The sequence below is a fragment of the Pseudoalteromonas sp. P1-30 genome, from assembly GCF_001400005.1.
GTDB classification, from domain to species: Bacteria; Pseudomonadota; Gammaproteobacteria; order Enterobacterales; family Alteromonadaceae; genus Pseudoalteromonas; species Pseudoalteromonas atlantica.
This window is the reverse complement of the sequence record NZ_LKBC01000002.1, coordinates 945,501-970,807: the sequence shown is the minus strand read 5'-3', so window position 1 is coordinate 970,807 and position 25,307 is coordinate 945,501. Positions and strand designations below refer to the sequence as shown.

The following is a 25,307-nucleotide window of genomic DNA, read 5'->3' as shown; positions in this document are numbered from 1 at the left end:
TTGTTCAATAACACCTAACGACTAAACGCAAAATTACGCGTTTTCTACTGCAGTACGAGGGTCAACATATTCCATGTTGAACGCTTCAGCTACTTCTTTGTAAGTTACTTGGCCTTTAATTACGTTTAAGCCTTTTAAGAAGTGCGCGTCATCTAGTAGTGCCTTTTTGTAACCTTTGTTTGCAAGGTTAATAATAAACGGCAATGTTGCATTGTTAAGTGCAAAGGTAGAAGTACGCGGTACTGCACCTGGCATGTTAGCAACACAGTAGTGAACAACTTCATCAACAATGTATGTAGGATCAGCGTGTGTTGTTGCTTTAGAAGTTGCAATACAACCACCTTGGTCAATAGCAACATCAACAATTGCAGAGCCTGGCTTCATTGCTTTAATGTGATCGGCTGTTACTAGTTTAGGTGCTGCAGCACCTGGAATTAGTACGCCACCAATTACTAAGTCAGCTTCTAGTACGTGTTTTTCAAGTGCGTCAGCTGTTGAGTAAATCGCTTTAACTTTGTTACCAAATTGCGCATCTAGTGCACGAAGTACATCAATGTTGCGGTCAAGTACAACAACGTCTGCGCCCATTCCAACAGCCATTTGCGCTGCACTACGACCTACCATGCCGCCGCCAATAACAACTACTTTAGCTGCTTCAACGCCTGGTACGCCGCCAAGTAACATGCCACGGCCGTGGTTAGATTTTTCAAGCGCTTGTGCACCTGCCTGAATAGACATACGACCTGCTACTTCACTCATTGGTGCAAGAAGCGGTAAACCGCCACGTGCATCAGTCACTGTTTCGTAAGCAATACAAATCGCTTTGCTTTTAACAAGGTCTTCAGTTTGTGGAAGATCAGGTGCAAGGTGAAGGTAAGTAAATAAAATTTGGTCTTCGCGTAGCATTGCACGCTCAACAGCTTGTGGCTCTTTTACTTTTACGATCATGTCTGCTTTTGCAAAAACATCAGCTGCAGTTGCTAAAATTTCAGCGCCAGCTTGTGTGTAATCTTCGTTAGTAAAACCAATGCCCATACCTGCATCTGTTTCAACAATCACTTGGTGGCCGTGATTTACTAATTCACGAACACTCGCAGGAACCATACCTACACGGTATTCATGGTTTTTAATTTCTTTAGGTACACCAATAATCATAAAATTTGCCTTATTAAGAACGGATTAACATTTTTCACTATTATATTCATCATAAGGCAGTGTGTCTCACCTTTTTTAAAAGGCTAGGCAGTGTTATTATCTAAATAATAAAAATAAACAGAATATTAAACTAGTTGGGTGTATGCATCAGTTATTAGATAGAATTGACCGTAAAATTTTAATGGAATTACAGCACGATGGACGCCTTTCTAATGTAGAACTGGCCCGACGAGTTGGCCTGAGCGCCACGCCCTGTCTGGAACGCGTAAAAAAGTTAGAACGTGAAGGTTATATACTTGGCTACAAAGCGGTAGTTGATCCAGCAAAGCTTGGCCAAGGCTTATCTGTGTATGTTGAGGTAACCATTACCAAAACATCGCCCGACGTATTTGATGAGTTTAGTGCGGCGGTTAAACAGCACGAAGAGATAATTGAGTGTCACTTGGTATCGGGTAATTTTGATTTTTTATTAAAAACACGCGTAAACGATATGTCAGAATACCGCGGTGTACTAGGCGACATTCTTTTAAAGCTGCCAAACGTGAGTGAGAGCCGCACTTATGTAGTAATGGAAGAAGTAAAAGGTGAAGACGGCGTAATTATTCGCCCTTACATTGCTTAAATTTAACCGCAAAAGATTAACACACTCTAATTTATAAAAACTTGTTCATAATCAGGCCATACACATTAAGATAAAGTGCATCAAATTGCATTTCCTGCTAAGGTATTTGATTGCAAGCAAGTGCCAATAGAACAATAAAGAGGGATAGGAAGTTATGCGCCTAAACGGTGTGCAAAGACTATTAGAAACAGGGCTGATCATCAGTACCTTTGCGGCAATATTCATTTTATGTGCTTTAATCAGCTTTGATCCCGCTGACCCTGCGTGGTCGCAAACGGGTGAATTTAGAAACGTAAAAAATATTACAGGCACTGCCGGTGCTTGGGTAGCCGATATATTATTACTCTCATTTGGTTGGCTTGCTTATTTAGTGCCGGCCGCTATTCAGCTGTTTGGCTATTTATTATTTAAACAACCTCATCGTATTTTACAGCTCGATTACACCACACTTGCCTTGCGTGTTATTGGCTTTGCTTTATTTATTACCTCAGCAACGGCAATCAGCAGCATTAACTTTGATGATATTTATAACTTTTCATCCGGTGGGGTAGTGGGCGATGTGATTGCATCGGCCATGATGCCAGCATTTAACTTTACCGGTACCTCTATACTATTATTGTGCTTCTTTTTTGCTGGGCTTACTTTATTAACCGGTGTGTCGTGGGTTGAATTTGTAGACTACCTCGGCGATTTAGTGGTTAGAGGCTACCGTTACATTGCTAATTACGCCCAAGGTTGGATGCAACGAGAGCGTATTGCGGCAAATCCGGTGCAAGCCGATGCCCAATTTAATGATGACCCTGACGATTATGAAAAACGCGATACCACACTCGAGCAATCACCAGAATTTGAACAAGAGCCTGCTAAAAGTAAAAAACCAGCTAAGCAAAAAGCCATTACGAAAGAGCAGCCTACCTTTAGCGAGCCGCAAATTAGTGATGACTACAGCCCATTTGATGAGCTAGACGATATACTCGACCAAGAAATTGGCTTTAGCGCCATAGATGATGAGCCTATGGATACAGCGGCTGCACTTAATGCGCTTGATCAAAGCCAAGTTGTTGAGCCTGAAAAACCGGTTACCACGGTGGTATCGCCAGCAAGGCCTATGCCTAAACCAAAACCTGCATATCAGCCACCGCCAACAGCAAAAGAAAAGTTTGAAGAGTTACTTGATAAAGAGCCACCGCCAGGGCCATTACCGTCGCTTGATTTACTCGACAGACCGGATAAAGCAAAAAACCCGATATCGGAAGAAGAGCTTGAAAGCGTGTCGCGTCTTGTTGAAACAAAATTACTCGACTTTAACGTACAAGTAAAAGTGGTTGGCGTATACCCAGGCCCAGTTGTAACACGTTTTGAGCTTGATTTAGCACCGGGTATAAAGGTGTCTAAAATTACTGGTTTATCAAAAGATTTAGCCCGTTCGTTATCGGCAATTAGTGTACGTGTGGTTGAGGTGATCCCAGGTAAAACTTACATAGGGATAGAGCTGCCTAATAAGTACCGTGAAATTGTACGTTTATCTGAGGTAATCAACGCCCCTAAATTTGAGCAAAATCCATCGCCACTAACCATGGTGTTAGGTAAAGATATTGCAGGACAACCTGTGTGCGCCGATTTAGGTAAAATGCCCCATTTACTGGTAGCGGGTACCACGGGTTCGGGTAAGTCAGTGGGCGTTAATGTAATGATATTAAGCTTACTGTACAAATCGGGCCCTGATGATGTTCGTATGATCATGATTGACCCGAAAATGCTTGAGCTTTCGGTTTACGAAGGTATTCCGCACCTATTGTGTGAAGTAGTTACCGACATGAAAGAAGCCGCTAACGCACTACGTTGGTGTGTAGGCGAAATGGAACGCCGTTATAAATTAATGTCGGCGTTGGGTGTACGTAACTTAAAAGGTTACAACCAAAAAGTACTTGAGGCCAAAGAAGCGGGTTACCCAATTCTTGACCCATTATTTAAAGACACCGACGGCATGAAAGAAGGCCCAGACGAGTTAGATAAATTACCGAGCATAGTGGTTGTAATAGACGAATTTGCCGACATGATGATGATTGTAGGCAAAAAAGTTGAAGAGCTAATTGCCCGTATTGCGCAAAAAGCACGTGCCGCAGGTATACATTTAGTACTTGCAACACAGCGCCCATCGGTAGATGTAATTACCGGCTTAATTAAAGCCAATATACCTACGCGTATGGCGTTTCAGGTGTCGAGTAAAATAGACTCGCGTACCATATTGGATCAACAAGGCGCCGAAAACCTATTAGGTATGGGTGATATGCTTTACTTACCGCCAGGCACAAGCGTACCAGAGCGTGTGCATGGCGCATTTGTAGACGACCATGAAGTACATGCGGTAGTAAACGATTGGAAAGCACGCGGTAAACCTAATTACATTGATGAAATTTTAAATGGTGATGCAACAGAAGATGTTTTATTACCAGGTGAAACCAGTGAAAATGCAGATGAAGAGTCAGATCCGCTATACGACGAAGCCGTTGCGTTTGTAATCGAAACCGGCAAAGTATCGGTATCATCAGTACAACGTAAATTACGTGTTGGCTATAACCGCGCAGCACGACTAGTAGAACAAATGGAAACATCGGGTATCGTGAGTTCACCAGGCCATAACGGCGCTCGCGATGTATTAGTACCTAATGGAGCAAATTAATGAAAAAATTAAACAGTTTATTATTAGTGCTTGGCAGTTTAATTGCCACGCCTAGCTTTGCTGATGACAGCCAAGCACTGCAAGACAAACTCGCAACCCTTAAAAGTTTTAAAGCGCAGTTTTCTCAAAACGTAACCGATCCGCAAGGCCAAGCGGTTATGCAAGGCGAGGGCACAATTGCCCTTAAACAACCTATGATGATCCGCTGGCAGCAAACAAACCCAGACGATACCTTATTTGTATCAAATGGTGACAAAACCTATTACTTCGACAGCTTTGCTGAGCAAGTAACTATTATGGATACCCATAGCCTTATAGATTCAACACCGTTTGTACTGCTTACTTCAAAAGATCCCGCACAATGGGAAAAATACAGTGTTCAAGCCACAGAGTCTGGCTTTAGTGTAACGCCAAATAAAGGCGTAGAAAGCCAAGTAGAGCAACTTGATATTACCTTTGCAGGTAACGAGCAAGGCCTTGCTAAGTTAGTTGTGACGGATAATTCTGGTCAGCTTTCATCGTTTAGTTTTAACAATGCACAAGTAAATACCGCGCTTGATACAAGCACCTTTGAATTTACCCCACCAGAGGGTGTAGAAATAGACGATCAGAGTAACGGTGAATAATTTAGGCTTTAACTTTGGGCCCGATGTACGCCCACTTGCGGCGCGTATGCGCCCAACAACGCTTGACGAATACATAGGTCAGCAGCATTTACTAAGTAGCGACAAACCCTTGCACCAAGCCATTGTTGCAGGGCGTTGCCACAGCTTAATTTTGTGGGGGCCGCCAGGGGTGGGTAAAACCACCCTTGCGCAAATTATTGCAAACCACGCCGATGCCGAACTTATACAAATGTCGGCTGTGACTGCAGGCGTAAAAGATATTCGCGACAGCGTAACGCAAGCGCACGATAACCTACAAAGCCGCGGGCAACGCACCTTAATGTTTGTGGATGAAGTACACCGTTTTAATAAATCGCAGCAAGATGCATTTTTACCTCACATAGAAGACGGCACTTTTATATTTGTAGGTGCGACAACCGAAAACCCTTCATTTGCACTTAATAATGCGATTTTATCGCGTGCACGCGTGTATGTTTTAAAGTCGCTAGCCGATACCGACCTATACACAGTGATAGAGCGCGCACTTAAGCAAGATGAGCAACTAAACCAAAAAAATATTGTTATTGCCGATAACGCCAAACAGGCGCTTTGCCAAGCAAGCGGCGGCGATGCCCGTAAAGTGTTAAACCTGCTTGAGCAAGCGGTTGATTTAACGAGTGAGCAAAACGGCACATACAACGTAGATGAGCACGTATTAAGCCAAGTACTGCCAACCCATTTAGCTAAATACGATAAAGGCGGCGATGAATTTTACGATTTAATATCGGCTTTTCATAAATCAGTACGAGGCAGCTCACCCGATGGTGCGCTGTATTGGTATTGCCGTATTTTAGCCGGTGGCGGCGACCCACTTTATGTAGCAAGGCGTTTACTTGCCATTGCCACAGAAGACATAGGTAACGCCGACCCGCGGGCAATGGAAGTGGCGTTAAATGCATGGGATATATTTCAGCGTGTAGGCCCAAGCGAGGGCGAACGCGCCATTGCGCAAGCCACTTTATACTTAGCCAGCGCACCCAAAAGTAATGCGGTTTATATGGCATTTAACCAAGCAAAAGCTGATGCCAAAAACGAGCCAAGCTACCCAGTGCCAGAGCATTTACGAAACGCGCCCACAAACCTAATGAAAGATTTAGGCTATGGCGCCGAGTATCGCTACGCACATAACGAAGAGGGCGCCTTTGCCGCCGGTGAAAAATATTTACCGCCAGAAATTCAAGACAAACACTATTATTTACCGAGCGATCGCGGCCTTGAGCAAAAAATTAAGCAAAAGCTTGATTACTTAAAAGAACGCGACGCGCAAAGCCCACTTAAACGATACGAAAATGATTAAACTTTATATGATGATCGCCCTTGGCGGCGCCTCAGGAGCCTGTTTACGTTTTTTTATTAGCGAAACCATGCTAAAACTCCTTGGTAGGGGATTCCCTTTTGGCACGTTGACGGTTAATATTCTGGGTTCATTGTTAATGGGCATTTTGTACGGTTTGATAGAGAAAGAAATTATCGCCACAAGCCCCGCTAAAACCCTTATTGGTATTGGCTTTTTAGGTGCGTTAACCACCTTTTCAACATTCTCAATGGACTCGTTGTTGTTATTACAACAAGGTCACTTTATTAAAATGGCCCTCAATATCATCTTAAATGTGATGATCTGTATTTTTATGGCTTGGCTGGGCCTTCAGCTGGTAATGCAAAAAGGTTAAAAAACTAACATGTTAGATTCTAAATATTTACGACAAGACGTTGAGCAAACTGCAGCACGCTTAGCGGCTCGTGGCTACGAGCTTGATGTTGCAAAAGTGACAGAACTTGAAGAACAACGCAAAACATTACAAGTAAAAACGCAAGAGCTTCAAAGTCAACGTAACGCCAGTGCTAAAGCCATTGGCCAAGCAAAAGCAAAAGGCGAAGACGCACAACCACTACTAGACGCAGTGGCAAATTTAGGCAGCGAATTAGACGCAACTAAAAAAGCGCAAGATGAAGTACTCAACGCCATTAACGACATTGCTTTAGCAATTCCAAACTTGCCAGACGAATCAGTACCAGAAGGCGCTGATGAAGACGACAACGTTGAAATACTTACCTGGGGCACGCCTAAAAAGTACGACTTTGAAGTAAAAGATCACGTAGACGTAGGCCAAGACCTAAACGGCCTAGACTTTGAAATGGGCGTTAAAATTAGTGGCGCACGTTTTACAGTAATGCGCGGCCAAATAGCGCGTATGCACCGTGCACTTACGCAATACATGCTAGATACCCACACAGATAAAAACGGCTATACAGAAATGTATGTACCGTACTTAGTAAATAGCGCAAGCCTTTACGGTACAAGCCAATTACCTAAGTTTGCAGGCGATTTATTCCATACATTAGGCCTAGTAAACGACGACGGTGAACAACAAGCTGGCTTTAGCTTAATCCCAACAGCAGAAGTACCGCTGACTAATAGCGCACGCGACGAAATTTACGAAGAAAGCGATTTACCGATTCGCTTAACTGCGCACACGCCGTGTTTTAGAAGTGAAGCGGGCAGCTACGGTCGCGATACACGCGGCTTAATTCGCCAGCACCAGTTTGATAAAGTTGAACTAGTTCAACTAGTAAAACCAGAAGATTCAATGCAAGCGCTTGAAGAGCTAACAGGCCACGCAGAGCAAATTTTACAAGCGCTAGAACTACCATACCGTAAAGTAATTTTATGTATGGGCGACATGGGCTTTGGCGCAGCTAAAACATACGACTTAGAAGTATGGTTACCGGCCCAAGATACCTACCGCGAAATTTCGTCTTGTTCAAATATGGTCGACTTCCAAGCGCGCCGTATGCAAGCACGTTTTCGCCGTGAAGGTGCTAAAAAACCAGAACTGTTACATACATTAAACGGTTCAGGTTTAGCGGTAGGGCGTACACTAGTCGCCATACTAGAAAACTACCAACAAGCCGATGGTTCAGTAATAGTACCAGAAGTATTACGCCCATACATGGGTGGACTTGAAGTGATTGGGAAAGTTTAAGGTTTAGCTATTAGTTTTTAGCTATAAGCTATAAGCTATAAGCTATAAGCTATAAGCTATAAGTAGAAAAGCCGCTGTTTTAAACGAACAGCGGCTTTTTTGTGGGTAAAAACTTAAAGGTAAAAGGTTCAAGGCGAAAGAAAAAAGTCTAAGTTTTGTTATTTATTAGTGTATTACTCTTTTGTCCTTTATTACTGATCTCTACCATTTTGGTGTTTTCTCGCATCCAGTAAATTTAGATGATAGCTAAGTAGTTGTTTACATGTGTCTATTCGCTGGTTAAATTGTATGGTTCGTAATATTTGGACATTTGTCAGTTTGGAAAGCGACAAATGCCTGATACTAAGATGTTAAATGCCATGGACACATTAGAGAAACTTTCAAAGAAAAATAAAGATCATCCGAAACATCAAAGTAATGAGCGTTTTCTCTTAAGCATTATGATGCTGGTATTAATTCCATTTATATTTGGCATTGCCATAGATTCTGAAGTTATTCATTCATCTGTAAGTTTTAATCTATAGCTCTATATCTATATGGCTTTTGGGTTAGCTTTAGCTGCAATGGAAGACCTAATGCTCTTCTCGCGCTGTTTAAAACTCATTGGCTTAGTTATTTCCCAAGGTTGGTTCATTTACTTTTGGGCTTTTCAAATGCAAGCTTGGTTTGCATTTGGTCCATAAGTGCTAGCATTTGTCCTGTTACACATACAAATGCCTAAAATCAGACAAAAAGTTGAGAGTGACAATAAATAGCATTTAACAAGTTAAATCATTGGAAAACCACTCATTGGTCGCGCTTTCCGCTGAGTAAAAGGTTATGTGGCGCAATATATTTCGATGCATGACGAGTCGTGCTGCAATATGTAAGTTTTTTATAAAAAGGACTGTTTAAATAATGAAAATCGAAGCTAATGATAAAGAAGTACAAGATATTTTTTCTTCCGGCTATTTTCAAATTCCAAGGTTTCAGCGCCCATATTCATGGGGTAAAGATGAAGTTGAAAATTTTTGGCTGGATATAATTGGGGATAAAACAGATAGCTATTTTATTGGCTCGATGGTTGTATACCAAACTCGAAAGCCATATTTTGGTATCGTTGATGGACAACAGCGTTTGACGACTATTACAATCGCCCTCTCAGTGATAAGAGACGCCTTTCTTAGACTTGGTGAAGAAAACTTAGCAAAGGGTATTCATCGCTTTATTGAGACACCAAATAATGATTATGTAAATGAATTTGTTCTTAATGCCGAGACTTCATTTCCATATCTTCAAAACCATATCCAAGCTTTTAATGATAACAATTCTAGTATTAAAATTAATTGTGAGGTTGGTGCCGAAGAATCCAATTTAAAAGCAGCCTATGAGCTACTTTCAGATAAATTAGAGCAATACATACCTTTTACTGAAGCAGAAGATCCACAAATGGAAATCTTCGCTCATGAAGACCCAGTATTAAAGTTAAAAGAACTAAGGGATAAATTTTTATCTTTAAAACTCGTTTTTATTCAACTAGATAACGAAGATGATGCTTATTTAATCTTCGAAACACTAAATGCTCGTGGTCGTGATCTAAAGACTTCAGATCTTGTTAAAAACTTGATTCTAAAAACAATAAAAAATTCACATCATTCACTTGATAGCCCAAAAGAAGCATGGAGCAGCCTTGTAAAGCGCTTTGATGATATCTCCGATTCCAGTGTTATCGATGCTTTTCTTTTACATTTCTGGATATCAAAGCATGCTTATACGACTGACAAGAAGTTATTTGCCCTAATAAAAGAATATATAAAGATAGACTCGAACAACGCTAAAGTTTTGTTACATGACCTTGGGGAGTATGCAGTTTGCTATAGCAGAATGTTGAGCCCAGAAAGTTCCGAGTGGACTAAAGAGCTATTTGAAGTTAAAACATCCTTAATAGCTCTAAATAGTTTTAAAGTAAAACAGCAATCATCATTTGTATTGGCGCTTCTTGTTGCATACGACTCTAAAAAGATAACACTGAAGCAACTCAAATCGACGCTTAAACAGATTGAGCATTTTCACTTTGCGTTTAATGCTGTTACGCAGCAAAGATCCTCAGGTAGCATTGCGACAATGTATTCGCAAAACTCAATTAGATTGACGGAAGCTCAGGATAATGATGCAGTACAAAGAGTATTAACTGGTTTAAAACGTAAGTTAAATGAAAAGCTACCTTCATATGGTGAGTTTGAGGTTAAGTTCTTAGACTTGGACTACCTATCAAATAAAACAAAGTCTAAAAATGTTATAAAGTACTCTTTGTGTAAGCTTTTAGGCACTCAATCTAATGGGCTTGATATTAACCATTCTAACTTAACGATTGAACACATTATTCCAGAAGCGATGATCAAATCTGGTTCAGACCCTTTTATAATAGGTAATGTAGGAAATTTGTTACTTACTGATGCGAGTACAAATGGTCATAAATTAAAAGATAATCTGCCAACAGAGAAGATTTCCATACTTAGTAAAACTGGCTATCCATTAGAGGCGAACTTCATTCATGGGCAGGATTGGGACAAAGAAAAAGTTTTAGAGCGCGGAAAGGCAATATCTCAACATGTATATAATGTAGTATAAAGTTTCTGTTACATGTCAGACTGTTTATGGGGAAACTAAGAGCTCAAATCCGTATTATTATACTTCGGGCAACATAACTTAAACGTATTAAAGCGGCTTACTAAAAGCCGCTGTTTTTCTCAAAAAGAGCAGTTCTTCTTACCATCTTGTGAATTAATTAGATTTAAACAACACCAGCTCAGCATCTTTCCCATCCATTAATACTGCTACATTACCTTGCGTGGTCACATACACATTTCTTAATCTTCCTGTTGCTTCTGGAAATATGTGTGACTGGGTGAATTCGCCATTAGCTAAATTAACGCTGTAGAGCTTTTTATCAACGAGGGTGGTAATGAGCACATGTTTTTGAAGTGAAGGGAAAGCTGTATGTTTAGTGCCGTAATATGCCATGCCTGACGGGGCGATTGATGGCGTCCAATCTACGCTTGGCTTTTGCATGCCGGGGTAATCTCTAAAAGGAGATATGCGCGCTTGCGAGTAATCGTCACCGTAGGTGATCACCGGCCAGCCGTAGTTGGTAGCTGGCGTTAAGTAATTTAACTCATCGCCACCGGCGGGGCCGTGCTCGTGGCTAATAATTTGCTCGGTATCGTAATCATACACTAAGCCCTGTGGGTTTCGGTGACCGAGCGAGTAAACAGCGTGTGCATTGGGGTTTTTGTGATTAATAAATGGGTTATCTTTTGGGATAGTGCCATCTAGGTTTATACGTAATAGTTTGCCAAGTTGGCTGGTTATTACTTGTGCTTGTTCTCTAAAATCAAAGCCATCACCAGTTGAAAACAGTAGAGTGTTGTCGGGTAAAAAGAGGGCGCGGCCAGCGTAGTGTTGTGGGGTATTTTTATCAGTCGCTACTGTGTAAATAATAACAGGCGTTGAAAAGCCGGTGCCATTAAAGGTAGCTTTTGCAATTACTAGGCGATTAGCCTCAGCTGTGCCTTGTGCGTAGGTAAAAATGACTTCTTTGCTGGTGTTAAAATTAGGCGAGAGCACTATATCGAGTAAGCCGCCTTGGCCTGCAACGTATAAACCTTCAAGGTTTAAATTTACTCTAGTTTGCTGATTGTTTTTTACAATAACAACGTGGCCGTCGCGCTCTGTAATTAGCCATGACCCGTTTGGTAGCTTAACCATGCTCCACGGCGAATTTAATTGTGCTGCGAGTGTGTGAGTGCTGTATTGCTCTTTAGGTAATGTAGCTGCACTGGCGGTAGATGCAAAAAGCCCTACAAACAGCCATAGCGCTAATAGAGAGAGTCGTTGTTTACATTGCAAGCCTTTGCTACTGTAAGAAAAAAGCTTTACTTTAAGTTGAGATAACCATGCCATTTTTAACACGTTTACTCCCTATATTTTTAGTTTCTTGGTTATTTACCTTTACGCTTGCTAGCTTGTTTCATAGCCAATACGTTGTCAATCAATTAGTTGATGTGGGTGTAGTGGTCAGCTTAAGCGACCGTATTAATTTAACGCTAGATGATTGGTTAGGGCTATTACCTACCTATGGCGCTATTATTGCCATTGCTTTGGCTATCGCTTTTTTTGCTGTTGTGTTACTTGTTAAAAAGTTTAAAAAATACAGCATGGCGTTATTTGTGGCATCGGGTATCACTGCTTTTGCCGTGGTCTTAGTGGCGATTGAGTCGATTATGAATATTCATATTATAGCGGGCGCTCGTGGATGGGGATTTTATTTGCAGTTACTAGCAGGTGCTTTAGGTGGCTTGCTGTTTGCCCTGTTAACCAAGGCGTTAGCCCCTAAACAGTAGGTTAAATAAAAAACACAGTGGCTAACGCTAAGGCGCTACATAATAAGCGCCTTAATAGCCTCTAAGCCTTTTCTGAGTGTGGCTTCATCGTTGGCGTAGTTAATGCGTACGCACTGGTGTTTGTGCTCCCAGCTATCTTCAATGCCAATAAAAAAGTTATGCCCAGGAATTATATATACATCTTGCTCTTTGAGTTTTTGATAAAGCATTTCGCTGGTTATTTTTGAGTCTTTAAACCATAGCCACATAAAAAACGCGCCTTCGAGTTTATGCAAATAGACAGGTAAGTCTGCAAAAATTTCATCAAACAGGTTTATGGCTATCTCTGCTTTATTTTTATAAAAAGGCAATACCGTATTTTTACACAAAGGCAGTAATTCGCCTTCGTTAATTAAGCGGGTTACTAAGCTTGGGCCAATAGCGTTAGGCGATAACACCATAGAGCCGTTAACACGGCCAATGGCTTTAATTATTTCGTTATTGGCAACCACAATACCAGTGCGCAGGCCTGGCAAGCCCAGTTTTGAAAGCGACATACACAATATAATGTTTGAGTTCCACGTAAGGTTTGCATCGGTGTAAATACAGCCCGGGAAAGGGTCGCCGTAGGCGTTATCAATAATTAGGGGAATATTGTACTTGTGTGCAAGGGCATCTAGGTGGCGTACTTCCTCATCGGTAATGACATTACCAGTTGGGTTGGTAGGGCGCGATACGCACAGTGCACTAATACTGGTATCGTTGGCTAATACGTTTTCTACCGCGTCAAAATCAATGACATATTTAAACTGCTTAGAGCCACTGGGTATATTTAAAATTTCGATGTCGGGCTTGATTGCCACAAACATATCATCAGATAAACCTTGGTCGGCGTAACCTACGTATTCAGGCGCAAGCGGAAACAAAATACGCTTATTAGTGCCATCGCTCATTTTGCCCGCAAGCATATTAAACAATACAAAAAAGTTAGCTTGGCTGCCGTTACCCAGTGCTATGTTTTGTGGTGTTAAGCCCCAGTCAAACTCGCTATTGAGCTGTTTAGCAAGGGCCGCTCTAAATTCATCATTGCCAGTTGGCCCGTCGTACAAACCAAATACTTGCGATACTTTATTACTGGCTACTAGCTTTTGTAATTCATCTAAAAATACGGCATTAACCTGTGGTACGTGTGCGGGGTTACCGCCACCTAGCATAACAATATTTGGATTATTGCTTGCGTTAGCGCTGCCTAAATCTTCCATAAGCTGCGTTATTCCGTTGGGTTGTGTAAATTTAGTACCAAAATTTGAGTAGTTCATAATACCTATGTGTGCGCTAATAACGAGGAGGGCAGTATAGCGTAAATAAAGGGCTTTATTTGCATGTTGAGAATAATTCACGGTTTAGAACTTTAAACCCTTTAGGGTATAATTAACGCACTTTTATTCGCTAGGCTATTGTTATCAGTAATTTTGAATCGACATTACATCACACTACGCTTGAGGCTGAACCTGCCGCTGATTTAAACGCGCCTGTAGTAAAAAACACGCAATTTAAAATAGCCACGTTTAATTTATTTAACTACCTTGAGCCGCCTAATGCATATTACGATTTTGAAAAAATTTATACCGCAGAGCAATGGGCACGCAAACAGCGCTGGATTGTAGATTATTTAAATGAGTACGCGCCTGATGTAGTAGGTTTTCAAGAAGTATTTAGTATTGAATCGCTAAAGGCGTTAATGGCGCAGCAAGGCTATACATATTTTGCTGTGGTTGATACGCCAGAGGTGATTGATGATTTTATTTTTAAACGCCCGGTCGTGGCAATAGCGTCTAAATTTGAGATTGTTGATGTGGCTGCGGTTAAGCACAATACCGAGCTTGTTGGAATGCTTGGCCTTAATAGTAATTTTACTTTTAGCCGTAAGGTGTTAAGAGCAACCATTAAATTACCTCATGTAGGTAATACCGACTGTTATGTAGTGCATTTTAAGTCAAAACGAGCCATGATTGAAAGTGATGAAAGTACTACTAGCTCAGCCAAAACCGAGCCGCTCTCAAGCGAAAAAAACATAATAGACACTCTCAAAGCAAAGGTGACCGGCTCGTGGGGCTCAACCATTCAGCGCGGCAGTGAAGCCACTTTACTAATGATAGAAATGATTACCCGACGCGAAGCTACACAACAGCCTATGGTGTTAATGGGCGATTTTAATAACGACCTAGCCGATGGCGTGTTGAGCCATTTACTAACGAATACATTGCGATTTGCCCCAGCGTTTGATGTTAAAACATACCTTGCTAAATATTGTTTAAATGACGCATGGCAGTTATTTAAAACACTAAAAATGAGCCAATTTACGGCGCACAACACACAGCAAAACGCTGGCAGCCATGCAGATGCTCAACAAAGTAATGGCCCCTCGGCGCCGTTATTAAATCGCAGCCCTACCCATTACTATGGAACAAGTAGTACGGTACTTGATTATATTTTACTCTCGTGTGAATTTGACCCAAGTTACGATGATAGCTTTTATGAAGTGAGTGATTATCATACATACGACAGGCATTTAATAAACCCAGAATACGAACGAGACGATTTAACAACCGATCACGCAGTGGTATCAATTACGCTAACGTTAAGGAGTTAATACGTGGGTAACATTTATAAATAGGTTTGCAGCTTTTACATTATTATTGAACCTATAAATTATAAGTTATTAATTATAATGAACTTATTTTAGGCTTAAAACTTGCTGTAACTACTGAGTTAAAACAATTTTAAGGACATAAAAATGACTGAAGTTGCGCTTTCTGCCTATATGGCGTTTTACGTTTACTTAATAATGTTAGTGGTACAGTGGTCGGTAGCTACCTTTAGCAAAGCTAAACAGCCTAATGCTGTACCGGGTAAAATTAGCGATGATTTATCGCACGACAGTTTTATATTTAGAGCCCATCGTACTTTTCATAACACACTAGAAAACAGCGCGCTGTTTATTGGTACTGTGTTGTTTGCATTTGTAATAAATTACCAAAGCCCTATATTTGCCATGTGTGTTTGGGTGTATGTAATAGCGCGATTAATTCATATGGCGCTGTATTACGTTATAGCCACAGAGAAAAACCCAAGCCCACGCACGTACTTCTTTTTAATCAGTTTTATAGCCAATATTGTTATGCTAATTTTAATTGGCTTAAGATTAATAGCTTAATACCACGCGATTAAAGGCTATTAAACCGTTAGTATAAAAGCGAAAGGGCTGTAATTAGCCCTTTTGCTTTTTAGTTTTTAGCTGACACCAATAAACCCACCGGTTTGATGCGCCCAAAGGCCAGCATAAATACCATTTTGTGCAATGAGCGCTTCGTGGCTGCCTTGCTCTACAACACGTCCTCCATCAAGTACAATAAGTCTGTCCATTTGCGCAATGGTCGATAGCCTGTGAGCAATGGCAATCACAGTTTTACCTGTCATTAAATCATCTAAGCTTGCTTGTATTGCGGCTTCAACTTCTGAGTCGAGCGCGCTGGTGGCTTCATCGAGTATTAAAATAGGTGCATTTTTCAGTAATACCCGCGCTATAGCGATACGCTGGCGTTGCCCACCAGAGAGGGTTACACCGCGCTCGCCTACTTGAGCATCAAACCCTTTATTGCCTTTGCTATCTTCTAAATCGCTTATAAACTCGAGTGCTTTAGCTTGCTTGGCAGCGCTGAGCATTTCGGCTTCTGAGGCATCGGGCCGGCCGTATAAAATATTATCTTTTACAGAGCGGTGAAGCAGGGAAGTGTCTTGCGTAACCATGGCTATATAGCGGCGAAGGCTTTCTTGGCTTACATCGGTAATGTTTTGGCCATCAATTTTAATCGTCCCCGAATCGGTATCGTAAAAGCGCAGCAGTAAATTAACTAACGTTGATTTACCAGCGCCAGAGCGACCCACTAAGCCAATTTTTTCACCGGGTTTGATATGGAGGTTTAGGCCGTTCATTACCGGTCCGCGATTGGTTTCGTTAGCGGCTTTGCCGTAGTTAAAGTGAACATTTGAAAACGCGATTTCGCCCTTAGAAACGTTAAGCGCTTTTGCATCGGGTTTGTCATCTACTTTAATGGGCGTAGATAAGGTTTTCATGCCATCGGTTGCGGTACCAATGTTTTCAAACAAGCTACTTATTTCCCACATGATCCACTGCGCCATACCATTTAATCTAAGCGATAAACTAACAGCAACAGCAATGGCGCCTGCGCTAATTGCACTTAGCGACCATAAATAAAGGGATAGTGCGGCCACACTAAATACTAATAAGTAATTTAGGCTATTAATGGCAAAGTTAAGGCTGGTTACTAAACGCATTTGCTTATAAACAGGCTGTAAAAATACATCCATACTTTGTTTAGCGTATTGCTCTTCACGTTGTGTGTACGAAAAAAGCTTAATGGTTGATATATTTGTATAGCTATCGACTATACGGCCGGTCATTTCAGAGCGCGCATCGGCCTGTGAGCTGGCAATTTTTTTAAGTTTTGGCACAAAGTACATTTGAATAGCGGCATAAATAATTACCCACACTAAAAGCGGTAGCATTAAACGCCAGTCAGCTTCTGCAACTAAAAACACCATAGCGCCAAAATAAACCACAATATACATTAGTACATCGAGCAGTTTCATTACGGCTTCTCGTACGGCCAGTGATGTTTGCATTACTTTTGTGGCAATACGCCCTGCAAACTCGTTTTGATAAAAGCTAACACTTTGGCGTAATAAGTATCTATGCGCCGACCAACGAATCGACATAGGGTAATTACCCAGTAATGCTTGGTGCAAAATAGCCGAGTGAAAAAACACCACAATAGGCAATATCACTAAAAGCACTACCGCCATTTTTATAAGTTCGGCTTTTTGCTCTTCAAATAGGGTTTGCGGTGTGTAGGTGCCCAACCAATCAACCAGTTGGCCCATATAGCTAAATAACGATACTTCTAAAATGGCAAGCAGGGCAGCACTAACAGACATTAAAACTAACGACAGCTCCATACCTTTAGTGTAATGACGACAAAACGCAAATAAGGTAGAGGGCGGCTGCGTTGGCTTTTGCTCAGGAAATGCGTTGGTCATTTTTTCGAATAATCGATACATTTTATAAACTTAAATGACAAATAATAGAAAATGATCATACCATTTAAGTGGCGCGCTGTAGATCTTTAGCGACTAATTTACACTGCTACTTTTATCGAATAGGGTTTGTGAGATTTACGCCTTTAATCATATAAATGTCGTCATAGCGTAAACCGCCATTTCCGTAAGGCTTTTTATGTGGGCCCGTATTACAGTTAGCTAAAAAATAGCTAAGTGGGCGTTCGCGTTTCATTCTAAAGGTGGCATTTTTATACACTAAGGTTTGGTTTTTAAATTCGCCGCCTTGTACATATACATTGTATTGCTGGCCTTGCATTTTTACCGATGCATTATTAACAACGTACCAAATGTTGTACCAACTGTTTGTATCAAGTGGTTTAGCCGATTGCGCTTGTGCATAGTTTTGGATATTACTATAGCCTTTATCAGTTTTGACCATTAGCGCCCCGGTATTAACTAAGCCGTTTGATTCGGTTTTATCGGTAACTCGTAAAGTGGCTTCAAAGGCGTCGTAGCCATGAACGTTTATTTGCTCTGGCTCTAAGTTACTTAATCCAAAAGCATGGTTATTTGGAAAAGAGGCAACGTTAATACGGGTAAAAAAAGTGTAGGTTTCGCCAACGGGCACTGTTTTTGGAAGCTTTTTATAGCTAAGGGCTTTGCGGTTGCCGACAATGCCATTTTCGGCAGGTTTTTTAATTAAAAAATGGTTTATCCCTTTGGCTGTGTCCTCAACTTCTATTTTAGTTACTTGTGGGTTAGCGACATAAGGTTGAGTTTGGTTGTCTGTGTCGGCCTTTGTCCAGCCTTTTAGCGGTTGTTCAAAGTTATCTACTAATAGCCACTTTGCAGAGGGGGCATTTTGATTGTTTTGGCTACAGGCTAATAATCCTGAGCAAGCCACTAACAGTAAGCTGTATTTAACGCGCATAATCCCTCTTTTACTAATGTAAGTATAAGTATATAAATTGGTAAACCAATATATGACTTTTAATTTTTCAAACTTAAAATTTATATAACCAATTTGGTGTAAATTAGTCAACCAATATTGTGTTTTATCTATTCTACTGACGTTTTTATTTTAAACGCGTAAAATACCTAACAACACGCAATTAAAAATAATAAAAGGGATTATATGTATACTGGAACGTGCTTATGTAAAGCGGTAAGTGTTGAAATTAAAGGGGCTATTTCTCAAATTATTCATTGTCACTGCTCACTATGCAGAAAAAACAGCGGAACTGCTTTTGCCACGAATGGTTTTGTAAACACTCACGAATTTACACTTACCAAAGGTGAAGATAATTTAACTGAATTTAATTTCAAACCTGGGCGTGCGCGCTTTTTTTGTAAAACATGTGGCTCACCTATTTACAGTGCTAATGCAGAGGATAAATCTCGCTTGCGAATACGCCTAGGGTTGATAGATGACGATATTGCTGAGCAGGTAATGTCGCATAATTTTGTTAGCTCTAAAGCCAATTGGGAGCAAATAGAAACCCATTTGCCGTGCTATGAAAAACACGAACCAGGGCGCTAAATTACTCTATGTGATAAATGCTGTTTATGTCGTTGTGAAGGGAAGGTGCCCACGTTTTAAATAATGGCGAATGGGCTATTTCTTCATTATTAATGTGCACTAAGCTTTGCTGAGAAAGTATCACGACAATATTTTTGTATTCGTTAAACTCTATAAGGGCAATACAGCTAAAGTGTTGCCTAAACAGGACGAGTAAAGCTTGGAGCTCTTTTCCTGTTTTAGGGTTTAAATTTATAATAATTTGCGCATTTAGCCCGCTGCAGCGACGTATGTTTTGCCAAAATACGCTGCTAGATAAAAAGTCTTGATGTACATCGCCACTAAAAATATCAATTGTAATGACATTGTATGTGCGCGTGCACGTTGCAACAAACTGCTCTGCATTTTGTAAGTGCACTGTATGATTAGCGGGCAAGTTAAAATGGTGCTTAGCAACGCTTATCATCGCGGGGTTTATTTCTACACTGTCAAACACAGCTAAGTTATTTATATAAGCCGTTTTGTTATGTAAATAATGAATGGCTCGTTCAATGCCCGCAGTGCCTAAACCTAAATTTAACACCCGTAGTGGCTCAGCTGCTTTAAGTAAAAATAACAGCATGCATTGATTAACCGCAATCAGTAATTGTTCATTCTTATTAAGGCTCATCACCCCTTGAATAGTGATATCGCTTTGCGCATTTTGGGCAAGTGTTAACCAGCGATAGGCCGTATTTTGATAAACACAAATAGGCCCATATTGGTTGTTACTAGTGGCTATTAAATTGGCAGAGACAGTGTCGGCTTTAAGCTGGCGCATAGGTTACAAATACAAATAAAACACCCCATTAGTTTGCCACGAAAACACGCTATGTATATAGCGTATTTATGTAACAAGGTTTGTAATACGCTTGGTTACTTAAAAGAGGGGAGTACTTAAGTGTGGTTAATTTTTACAGTTGAGCTTACTTGTATAAAGCTTTAACTCAAAATAGTTGCACTAAAAAGGTTGTTGAGTAATGGTAAGGTAAAAAATAAGGAGCTTATAATGCGCAAACCCCCTTTTTCTATTACCACTAAACTTATTAATTTGAGTGCGTTAGCCTTTGCTTGTACGGCAGGATTATCAGCACAGGCTCATGCCAGCATAAAATATGAAGAACAACAAAAGCTACATGATATTGCAGCGCAGGTATCAGCTAAACGTATTGAGAGCGACATACAAACGCTGGTGGATTTTGGTACCCGCCATACGCTTTCTGAAACTGAGTCAGATACACGGGGCATAGGTGCTGCACGGCGTTGGATCAAAAAAGAGTTTGAAAAAATATCAGCGCAATGTGGTGGTTGCCTAGAAGTTATTGAAGTTAAAGACACTATATCAGGTGAAAAACGAATTCCTAATCCTGTTGAAGTAGTGAATATAGTGGCCATTCAGCGTGGTAGTACTGAGCCAAACCGAATGGTTATTATGTCGGGCGATATTGATTCGCGGGTGAGTGATGTAATGGACTTTACCAGTGATTCACCGGGTGCTAATGATAACGCTTCAGGCGTGGCAGGGGTTATTGAAGCTGCACGTGTACTAAGCAAGCATAAATTTAATGGCTCAGTTGTGTATGCAGCGTTGTCGGGCGAAGAGCAAGGTTTATTTGGCGGTAAAATACTCACAGCGTATGCGCAACAGCACAATTGGCAAGTACATGGCGTTTTAAATAACGACATGATTGGCAACATTACCGGTATTAATGGCGTTACCGACAATACAACGGCGCGTATTTTCTCAGAAGGCACGCGTGTAGTAGAAACGAAACAACAAGCAAGAACGCGCCGATTTACAGGTGGTGAAGTCGATTCGGCGAGCCGTAATTTAGCGCGGTATATAGATACAATTGCCGATAGGTACATTCCAAATTTAGATACGATGTTAGTTTACAGGTTAGATAGATTTGGCCGGGGCGGGCACCATCGACCATTTAACGATGCAGGTTTTGCAGCAGTCAGAATTATGGAAACTAATGAGCATTACGACCGACAACATCAAGATTTACGTACAGAAAACGGGGTGGTTTATGGCGATACCATAGATGGCGTTGATTTTGACTACACAGCAAAGCTTACATCACTGAACGCAGTAACAATGGCTTCAATGGCTTGGGCGCCAGCTCCCCCTAAGCAGGTAAAAATTGAAGGCGCGGTTAAGGCCGACACTACGCTTTCGTGGCAAAGTTCAGATGATGATAATATTGCCGGTTATCGTATTTATTGGCGCTATACCAGTGAGCCACAATGGCAATTTAGTCAAGATGTGGGCAATGTAAGTAAAGCTACACTTAAAAACGTTGTTATAGATAATTACTATTTTGGTGTTGCAGCGATAAGCAAAGACGGGATTGAATCGCCAGTGGTGTTCCCAGGTGATGTAGGCTCGTTTGATCACAATATAAAATAACAGCGATTTATTATTGCTTAAGCGCAATTGTGATTAAAAACAAATCAAATGGTGTATTTAAGGTGCAAAGCAGGTGTTTTATGCTTGCACCTTATTTGTTATGCACTTAGAGTGTAGAAAAAAGCAGTAAAGGTTAATAAAATGCAGCAAGAAGAAAAAAAACCATTAACAGCTCAAGAGCAAGCACAAATAGAGCAACAACGGGTTGCTTGGCAACGCGAGTGTTTTCAAAACGCCCAAAAATACTTAGCAGAAAAAGGCATTATGCCTAAATCAGTAATAGACAAAGACAGCCGCTTTTTAGCGCCATTGTGTGCTATGTGGAAATTTAAAGCGCAAAACGGCAAGAGCTACTGGGTAATAACAGGGCGCTTACCTACTGATCATGCAGAAGTAAGTGCAGCAAAAGATGCGCGCGATGCTATGCGTTATTTTTCATTACAATGGCAGTTAAAAGCAGATCAAATAATGAGTGTTGGCGCACGCGATAAAACCCAGGTCGACTTTGCTAACTTACTTATAAACCGTGCACACGGCTTATACGAAATGCATGAAAACGAGCAACTTTGGGCTAATGAACCAAAATAAGGTATTGTTTGTATAAACGTAAAAAAGGGCTATTAACGGCCCTTTTTTAATGTACTAATGTAAATGGTTTAGTGACAAACTCAGACACTTGGCATTGCATTCGCTGCCTAGGTATACCTGCTTCCATAAAAACACCGCCTTGTTGTATAAAGCCGTTTCGTTTAAAACGTTCAACTTCGTTTAAAATACAATTAATACTAATAACTTGGTGCCCATCGTTAGCGGCAAGATTAACAATAAAAGTAAGTAATGAAGTATAAACATGGCGATTACGGTGTGCGGGTAAAACGGCTATTCGGCCTATTAAACCATCTGTACACAGCCTACCTGTGGCTACGGGGGCGTTACTGTTGTGAGTAACTAGCACATGGTGTGCTAGTTTGTCTTGGCTATCAAATTCTATTCGTTTGGGTATGTGTAACTCATATACAAATACTTTTTCACGTATTTGTTGTAGCTGGTCTTTTTGCCTATCCCACTCGACCTTATTAATTTGATAGCCCATAGCGCACCTCTAATTAAACCACATCCCCTCATTAACTAGTGTAGTAAAGGTTTGAATAAAAACTAGGCTGGGCTGCGCTGCGTTTAAATCGTCGGTATTAACATAATCGTGATCTGTTAATAGTGTAACGGCATTTAAGTCGCAAAGTGGTAACGGGTAGTTTTCGCCATTAATACTTAATAATAGGGTGTCTTCTAGCTGCTGATAGATAGCACGTACGCCGCCTAAACGCTCAAATTCTTCTGCATTGTTTGCTATAAAATCACTCATTTGCTCGCAGGTTATAGGCTCTTCAAGCGGGGCTAAGTCCATTTCGTGCTTGGCTTGACTTAAGGTATTACCAAGCCAATGCTTAAATAGCTCATCGTTATTAAGTAGCGCTTGCATAAGGGTTTTAACTTTATCGGTTTCGCTCTTTAAAAGCTCACCTTTAGAGTCCCTAAGGGCTAAAGTATGATCGGTATAGCGTTTTTGGCCGCTGTCGGTATCAATAACATGATCGGCAAAACTAGAAAATAAGTCCTGCTGATTAGGCGCTCTAAATCCAACCGAGTAGTTAAGGGCGTTTTCTATTGCATAGCCTTCGTGAGGGCACCCAGGTGGTATATATAAAATATCGCCAGGCTCTAAAATACAATCTATAACGGCTTCAAATTGCTCAACTTGCAGTAGTTTGTTATTTTGCGCAAATTGTTTAAGTGTTGGATCAGGCAGGCCAACACGCCAATGACGCTTACCCTCGCCTTGAATAATAAATACATCGTACTGATCTAGGTGTGGACCAACGCCACCTTTAGGGGTTGAGTAGCTGATCATTAAATCATCTATTCGCCAGTTAGGTATAAACCGAAATGGCTGAAGCAGTTGTGCTGCATCGCTATGCCAATGATCAACCGCTTGTACCAATAAAGTAGCGTGTTGCTCAGTTAATTTTTCAAAGTCTTCAAATGGGCCTTGGTATGCTTGCCAATCGTTATTGTGGTTGGTAACAATTCGCGACTCTATACTTTCTTCCATAGCAAGACCGGCAAGCTCTTCTGCCTCTATTGGGTCTTGAAAGTCTGTAAAGCCTTGTTTAATTAATAGCGGTTTTTTTTGCCAGTATTGGTTTAAAAATTCTTGCTCACAGAGGTTGTTTATTTTTAATTGGTACATAGAGTTGGCCTATAATTTTTAGTACAAAAAAAGCGAAAGGGATTATCCTTTCGCTTTTTATATGCGCAATTTAGTATTTAAACTAAATCGTCAATAAACTCAACAGCGCGGCCAATGTAGTTGGCAGGTGTTAGTTTTTTCATTTCTACTTTAGCGTGCTCTGGCAGGTCTAAACCATCGATAAAGTCGGCCATAATCTCTTGATTTACACGTTTACCACGCGTTAAATCTTTAAGTTTTTCGTATGGTTTTTCAATACCGTATTTACGCATAACCGTTTGAATTGGCTCAGCAAGTAATTCCCAGTTTTGATCAAGCTCATCAAGTAAACGTTGCTCATTTACTTCAAGCTTGCTTACGCCTTTAAGTGTAGATTGATACGCAATAAGCGTGTAGCCCATACCCACACCTAAGTTACGTAAAACGGTTGAGTCGGTAAGGTCACGCTGCCAACGAGAAACAGGCAGTTTTTGTGCAAGGTGAGCAAATATAGCATTTGCTAAACCTAGGTTACCTTCTGAGTTTTCAAAGTCGATAGGGTTTACTTTATGCGGCATTGTTGAAGAGCCGATTTCGCCAGCAATGGTTTTTTGCTTAAAGTGGTTAAGGGCAATGTAACCCCAAACGTCACGATCAAAATCAAGTAAAATAGTGTTAAAGCGAGCAATAGCATCAAATAGCTCGGCAATGTAGTCATGCGGCTCTATTTGTGTAGTGAACGGGTTAAAGGTTAAACCAAGGCTAGTTACAAAGTTGCTTGCGTGGGTATGCCAATCGTAATCTGGGTAAGCACTCAGGTGAGCATTGTAGTTACCTACAGCACCGTTAATTTTACCTAGCATTTCTACCTGTGCGATTTGGTCGCGTTGGCGTTTTAAACGCATGTATACGTTAGCAAACTCTTTACCCATTGTTGAAGGCGTAGCTGGTTGGCCGTGGGTACGCGTCATCATAGGTACTGCTTTGTACTCAATGGCTTTTTCTTTTATAGCGTTAAGTAATTGGTCGCAGTATGGAAGGAGCACATTATCACGAGCTTCGCTTAGCATTAAACCATGAGATAGGTTATTAATATCTTCTGATGTACAGGCAAAATGGATGAACTCGTTAATAGCGTTAATTTCGCTGTTATCGGCTACTTTTTCTTTTAGTAAATATTCTACCGCTTTAACATCGTGGTTTGTGGTGCGTTCAATGTCTTTAACACGCTGTGCGTCTGCTTCGCTGAAGTTATCAACAATGGCATTTAAAAGTGCATTGGCTTGTTCGCTAAATGCAGGTACTTCTTTAATATCGCTTGCTGCAGCTAAGGCTTGCAACCAACGCACTTCAACGGTTACGCGGTATTTGATTAAGCCAAATTCGCTGAAAATACTGCGTAGTTCAGTGGTTTTGCTGCCGTAGCGACCATCCACTGGAGAGATAGCGCTTAACGCTGAAAGCTCCATAATAACTCCTAAATTTTAGTTTTGAACG

General features: G+C 40.9%; 23 protein-coding genes. 14 read left to right on the top strand and 9 right to left on the bottom strand.

The window, feature by feature from the left end; translation table 11 throughout:
* Nucleotides 1-33 precede the first annotated feature (33 nt).
* Nucleotides 34-1,155 (bottom strand): alanine dehydrogenase, encoded by a 1,122-nt coding sequence (gene ald / locus AN395_RS07805; protein WP_004586748.1) that lies wholly within the window; start codon nt 1,153-1,155, stop codon nt 34-36.
* A 142-nt stretch (nt 1,156-1,297) separates the two neighbouring features.
* On the opposite strand from ald, the gene lrp reads away from it, so the two are divergent.
* From lrp to AN395_RS07765, 8 genes are all read left to right on the top strand, one after another.
* Nucleotides 1,298-1,777 carry a leucine-responsive transcriptional regulator Lrp gene (gene lrp / locus AN395_RS07800; RefSeq protein WP_004586747.1) on the top strand — a complete coding sequence of 160 codons (480 nt, stop codon included), beginning with the start codon at nt 1,298-1,300 and terminating at the stop codon, nt 1,775-1,777.
* 154 nt (nt 1,778-1,931) lie between these two features.
* Nucleotides 1,932-4,460 carry a DNA translocase FtsK gene (locus AN395_RS07795; protein WP_054982608.1) on the top strand — a complete coding sequence of 843 codons (2,529 nt, stop codon included), beginning with the start codon at nt 1,932-1,934 and terminating at the stop codon, nt 4,458-4,460.
* Complete coding sequence (gene lolA / locus AN395_RS07790; protein ID WP_054982607.1) at nt 4,460-5,086, top strand: outer membrane lipoprotein chaperone LolA; 627 nt, start codon at nt 4,460-4,462, stop codon at nt 5,084-5,086. Before AN395_RS07795 ends, lolA begins: the two co-directional genes overlap by 1 nt.
* Nucleotides 5,079-6,422, top strand: coding sequence for a replication-associated recombination protein A (locus tag AN395_RS07785; protein ID WP_054982606.1), 1,344 nt, complete (start codon nt 5,079-5,081; stop codon nt 6,420-6,422). Before lolA ends, AN395_RS07785 begins: the two co-directional genes overlap by 8 nt.
* A complete protein-coding gene (crcB, locus tag AN395_RS07780; protein WP_004586743.1) occupies nt 6,415-6,795 on the top strand; it encodes a fluoride efflux transporter CrcB in 381 nt (126 codons plus the stop codon). Before AN395_RS07785 ends, crcB begins: the two co-directional genes overlap by 8 nt.
* A 9-nt stretch (nt 6,796-6,804) precedes the next feature.
* Complete coding sequence (serS, locus tag AN395_RS07775; protein ID WP_054982605.1) at nt 6,805-8,109, top strand: serine--tRNA ligase; 1,305 nt, start codon at nt 6,805-6,807, stop codon at nt 8,107-8,109.
* 332 nt (nt 8,110-8,441) lie between these two features.
* Nucleotides 8,442-8,633 carry a hypothetical protein gene (locus AN395_RS19615; RefSeq protein WP_235576555.1) on the top strand — a complete coding sequence of 64 codons (192 nt, stop codon included), beginning with the start codon at nt 8,442-8,444 and terminating at the stop codon, nt 8,631-8,633.
* A gap of 373 nt (nt 8,634-9,006) precedes the next feature.
* Nucleotides 9,007-10,719 carry a DUF262 domain-containing protein gene (locus AN395_RS07765; RefSeq protein ID WP_054982604.1) on the top strand — a complete coding sequence of 571 codons (1,713 nt, stop codon included), beginning with the start codon at nt 9,007-9,009 and terminating at the stop codon, nt 10,717-10,719.
* A gap of 153 nt (nt 10,720-10,872) precedes the next feature.
* Here AN395_RS07765 and AN395_RS07760 read toward each other — a convergent pair whose 3' ends face one another.
* The gene (locus AN395_RS07760) at nt 10,873-12,060 is read right to left on the bottom strand and encodes a PQQ-dependent sugar dehydrogenase (RefSeq protein WP_054982603.1); all 1,188 of its coding nucleotides are present in this window, start codon (nt 12,058-12,060) and stop codon (nt 10,873-10,875) included.
* On the opposite strand from AN395_RS07760, the gene AN395_RS07755 reads away from it, so the two are divergent.
* The gene (locus AN395_RS07755; protein ID WP_054982602.1) at nt 12,045-12,491 is read left to right on the top strand and encodes a hypothetical protein; all 447 of its coding nucleotides are present in this window, start codon (nt 12,045-12,047) and stop codon (nt 12,489-12,491) included. The genes AN395_RS07760 and AN395_RS07755 overlap by 16 nt on opposite strands.
* 35 nt (nt 12,492-12,526) lie before the next feature.
* Here the strand turns inward: AN395_RS07755 and AN395_RS07750 are convergent, their stop codons facing one another.
* Nucleotides 12,527-13,789 (bottom strand): valine--pyruvate transaminase, encoded by a 1,263-nt coding sequence (locus AN395_RS07750; protein WP_054982684.1) that lies wholly within the window; start codon nt 13,787-13,789, stop codon nt 12,527-12,529.
* Nucleotides 13,790-14,028: 239 nt separating this feature from the next.
* Here AN395_RS07750 and AN395_RS07745 point away from each other — a divergent pair, with 239 nt between their 5' ends.
* Together AN395_RS07745 and AN395_RS07740 are read left to right on the top strand one after the other, a co-directional pair.
* Nucleotides 14,029-15,123 (top strand): endonuclease/exonuclease/phosphatase family protein, encoded by a 1,095-nt coding sequence (locus AN395_RS07745; RefSeq protein WP_054982601.1) that lies wholly within the window; start codon nt 14,029-14,031, stop codon nt 15,121-15,123.
* A gap of 144 nt (nt 15,124-15,267) precedes the next feature.
* Nucleotides 15,268-15,687 carry an MAPEG family protein gene (locus AN395_RS07740; RefSeq protein ID WP_054982600.1) on the top strand — a complete coding sequence of 140 codons (420 nt, stop codon included), beginning with the start codon at nt 15,268-15,270 and terminating at the stop codon, nt 15,685-15,687.
* A gap of 77 nt (nt 15,688-15,764) precedes the next feature.
* Here AN395_RS07740 and AN395_RS07735 read toward each other — a convergent pair whose 3' ends face one another.
* Together AN395_RS07735 and AN395_RS07730 are read right to left on the bottom strand one after the other, a co-directional pair.
* A complete protein-coding gene (locus AN395_RS07735; protein ID WP_054982599.1) occupies nt 15,765-17,612 on the bottom strand; it encodes an ABC transporter ATP-binding protein in 1,848 nt (615 codons plus the stop codon).
* Between the two features lie 91 nt (nt 17,613-17,703).
* Entirely contained in the window at nt 17,704-18,543 is an 840-nt protein-coding gene (locus AN395_RS07730; protein WP_029772658.1) for a hypothetical protein, read from the bottom strand.
* 204 nt (nt 18,544-18,747) lie between these two features.
* Here AN395_RS07730 and AN395_RS07725 point away from each other — a divergent pair, with 204 nt between their 5' ends.
* Nucleotides 18,748-19,152 (top strand): GFA family protein, encoded by a 405-nt coding sequence (locus AN395_RS07725; protein ID WP_054982598.1) that lies wholly within the window; start codon nt 18,748-18,750, stop codon nt 19,150-19,152.
* A gap of 1 nt (nt 19,153) precedes the next feature.
* On the opposite strand, the gene AN395_RS07720 is transcribed toward AN395_RS07725, so the two are convergent.
* Complete coding sequence (locus AN395_RS07720) at nt 19,154-19,951, bottom strand: hypothetical protein (protein ID WP_054982597.1); 798 nt, start codon at nt 19,949-19,951, stop codon at nt 19,154-19,156.
* Between the two features lie 228 nt (nt 19,952-20,179).
* Here AN395_RS07720 and AN395_RS07715 point away from each other — a divergent pair, with 228 nt between their 5' ends.
* Complete coding sequence (locus AN395_RS07715; RefSeq protein WP_054982596.1) at nt 20,180-21,583, top strand: M28 family peptidase; 1,404 nt, start codon at nt 20,180-20,182, stop codon at nt 21,581-21,583.
* Nucleotides 21,584-21,724: 141 nt separating this feature from the next.
* Nucleotides 21,725-22,171 carry a DUF4826 family protein gene (locus AN395_RS07710; RefSeq protein ID WP_029772653.1) on the top strand — a complete coding sequence of 149 codons (447 nt, stop codon included), beginning with the start codon at nt 21,725-21,727 and terminating at the stop codon, nt 22,169-22,171.
* A 46-nt stretch (nt 22,172-22,217) separates the two neighbouring features.
* On the opposite strand, the gene AN395_RS07705 is transcribed toward AN395_RS07710, so the two are convergent.
* The 3 genes from AN395_RS07705 to purB all read right to left on the bottom strand — a co-directional run bounded on the left by AN395_RS07705 (nt 22,218) and on the right by purB (nt 25,279).
* A complete protein-coding gene (locus tag AN395_RS07705; protein ID WP_029772652.1) occupies nt 22,218-22,676 on the bottom strand; it encodes a GNAT family N-acetyltransferase in 459 nt (152 codons plus the stop codon).
* A gap of 9 nt (nt 22,677-22,685) precedes the next feature.
* Nucleotides 22,686-23,831 (bottom strand): cupin domain-containing protein, encoded by a 1,146-nt coding sequence (locus tag AN395_RS07700; protein ID WP_054982595.1) that lies wholly within the window; start codon nt 23,829-23,831, stop codon nt 22,686-22,688.
* Nucleotides 23,832-23,908: 77 nt separating this feature from the next.
* The gene (gene purB / locus AN395_RS07695) at nt 23,909-25,279 is read right to left on the bottom strand and encodes an adenylosuccinate lyase (protein ID WP_054982594.1); all 1,371 of its coding nucleotides are present in this window, start codon (nt 25,277-25,279) and stop codon (nt 23,909-23,911) included.
* Between the last annotated feature and the right edge of the window lie 28 nt (nt 25,280-25,307).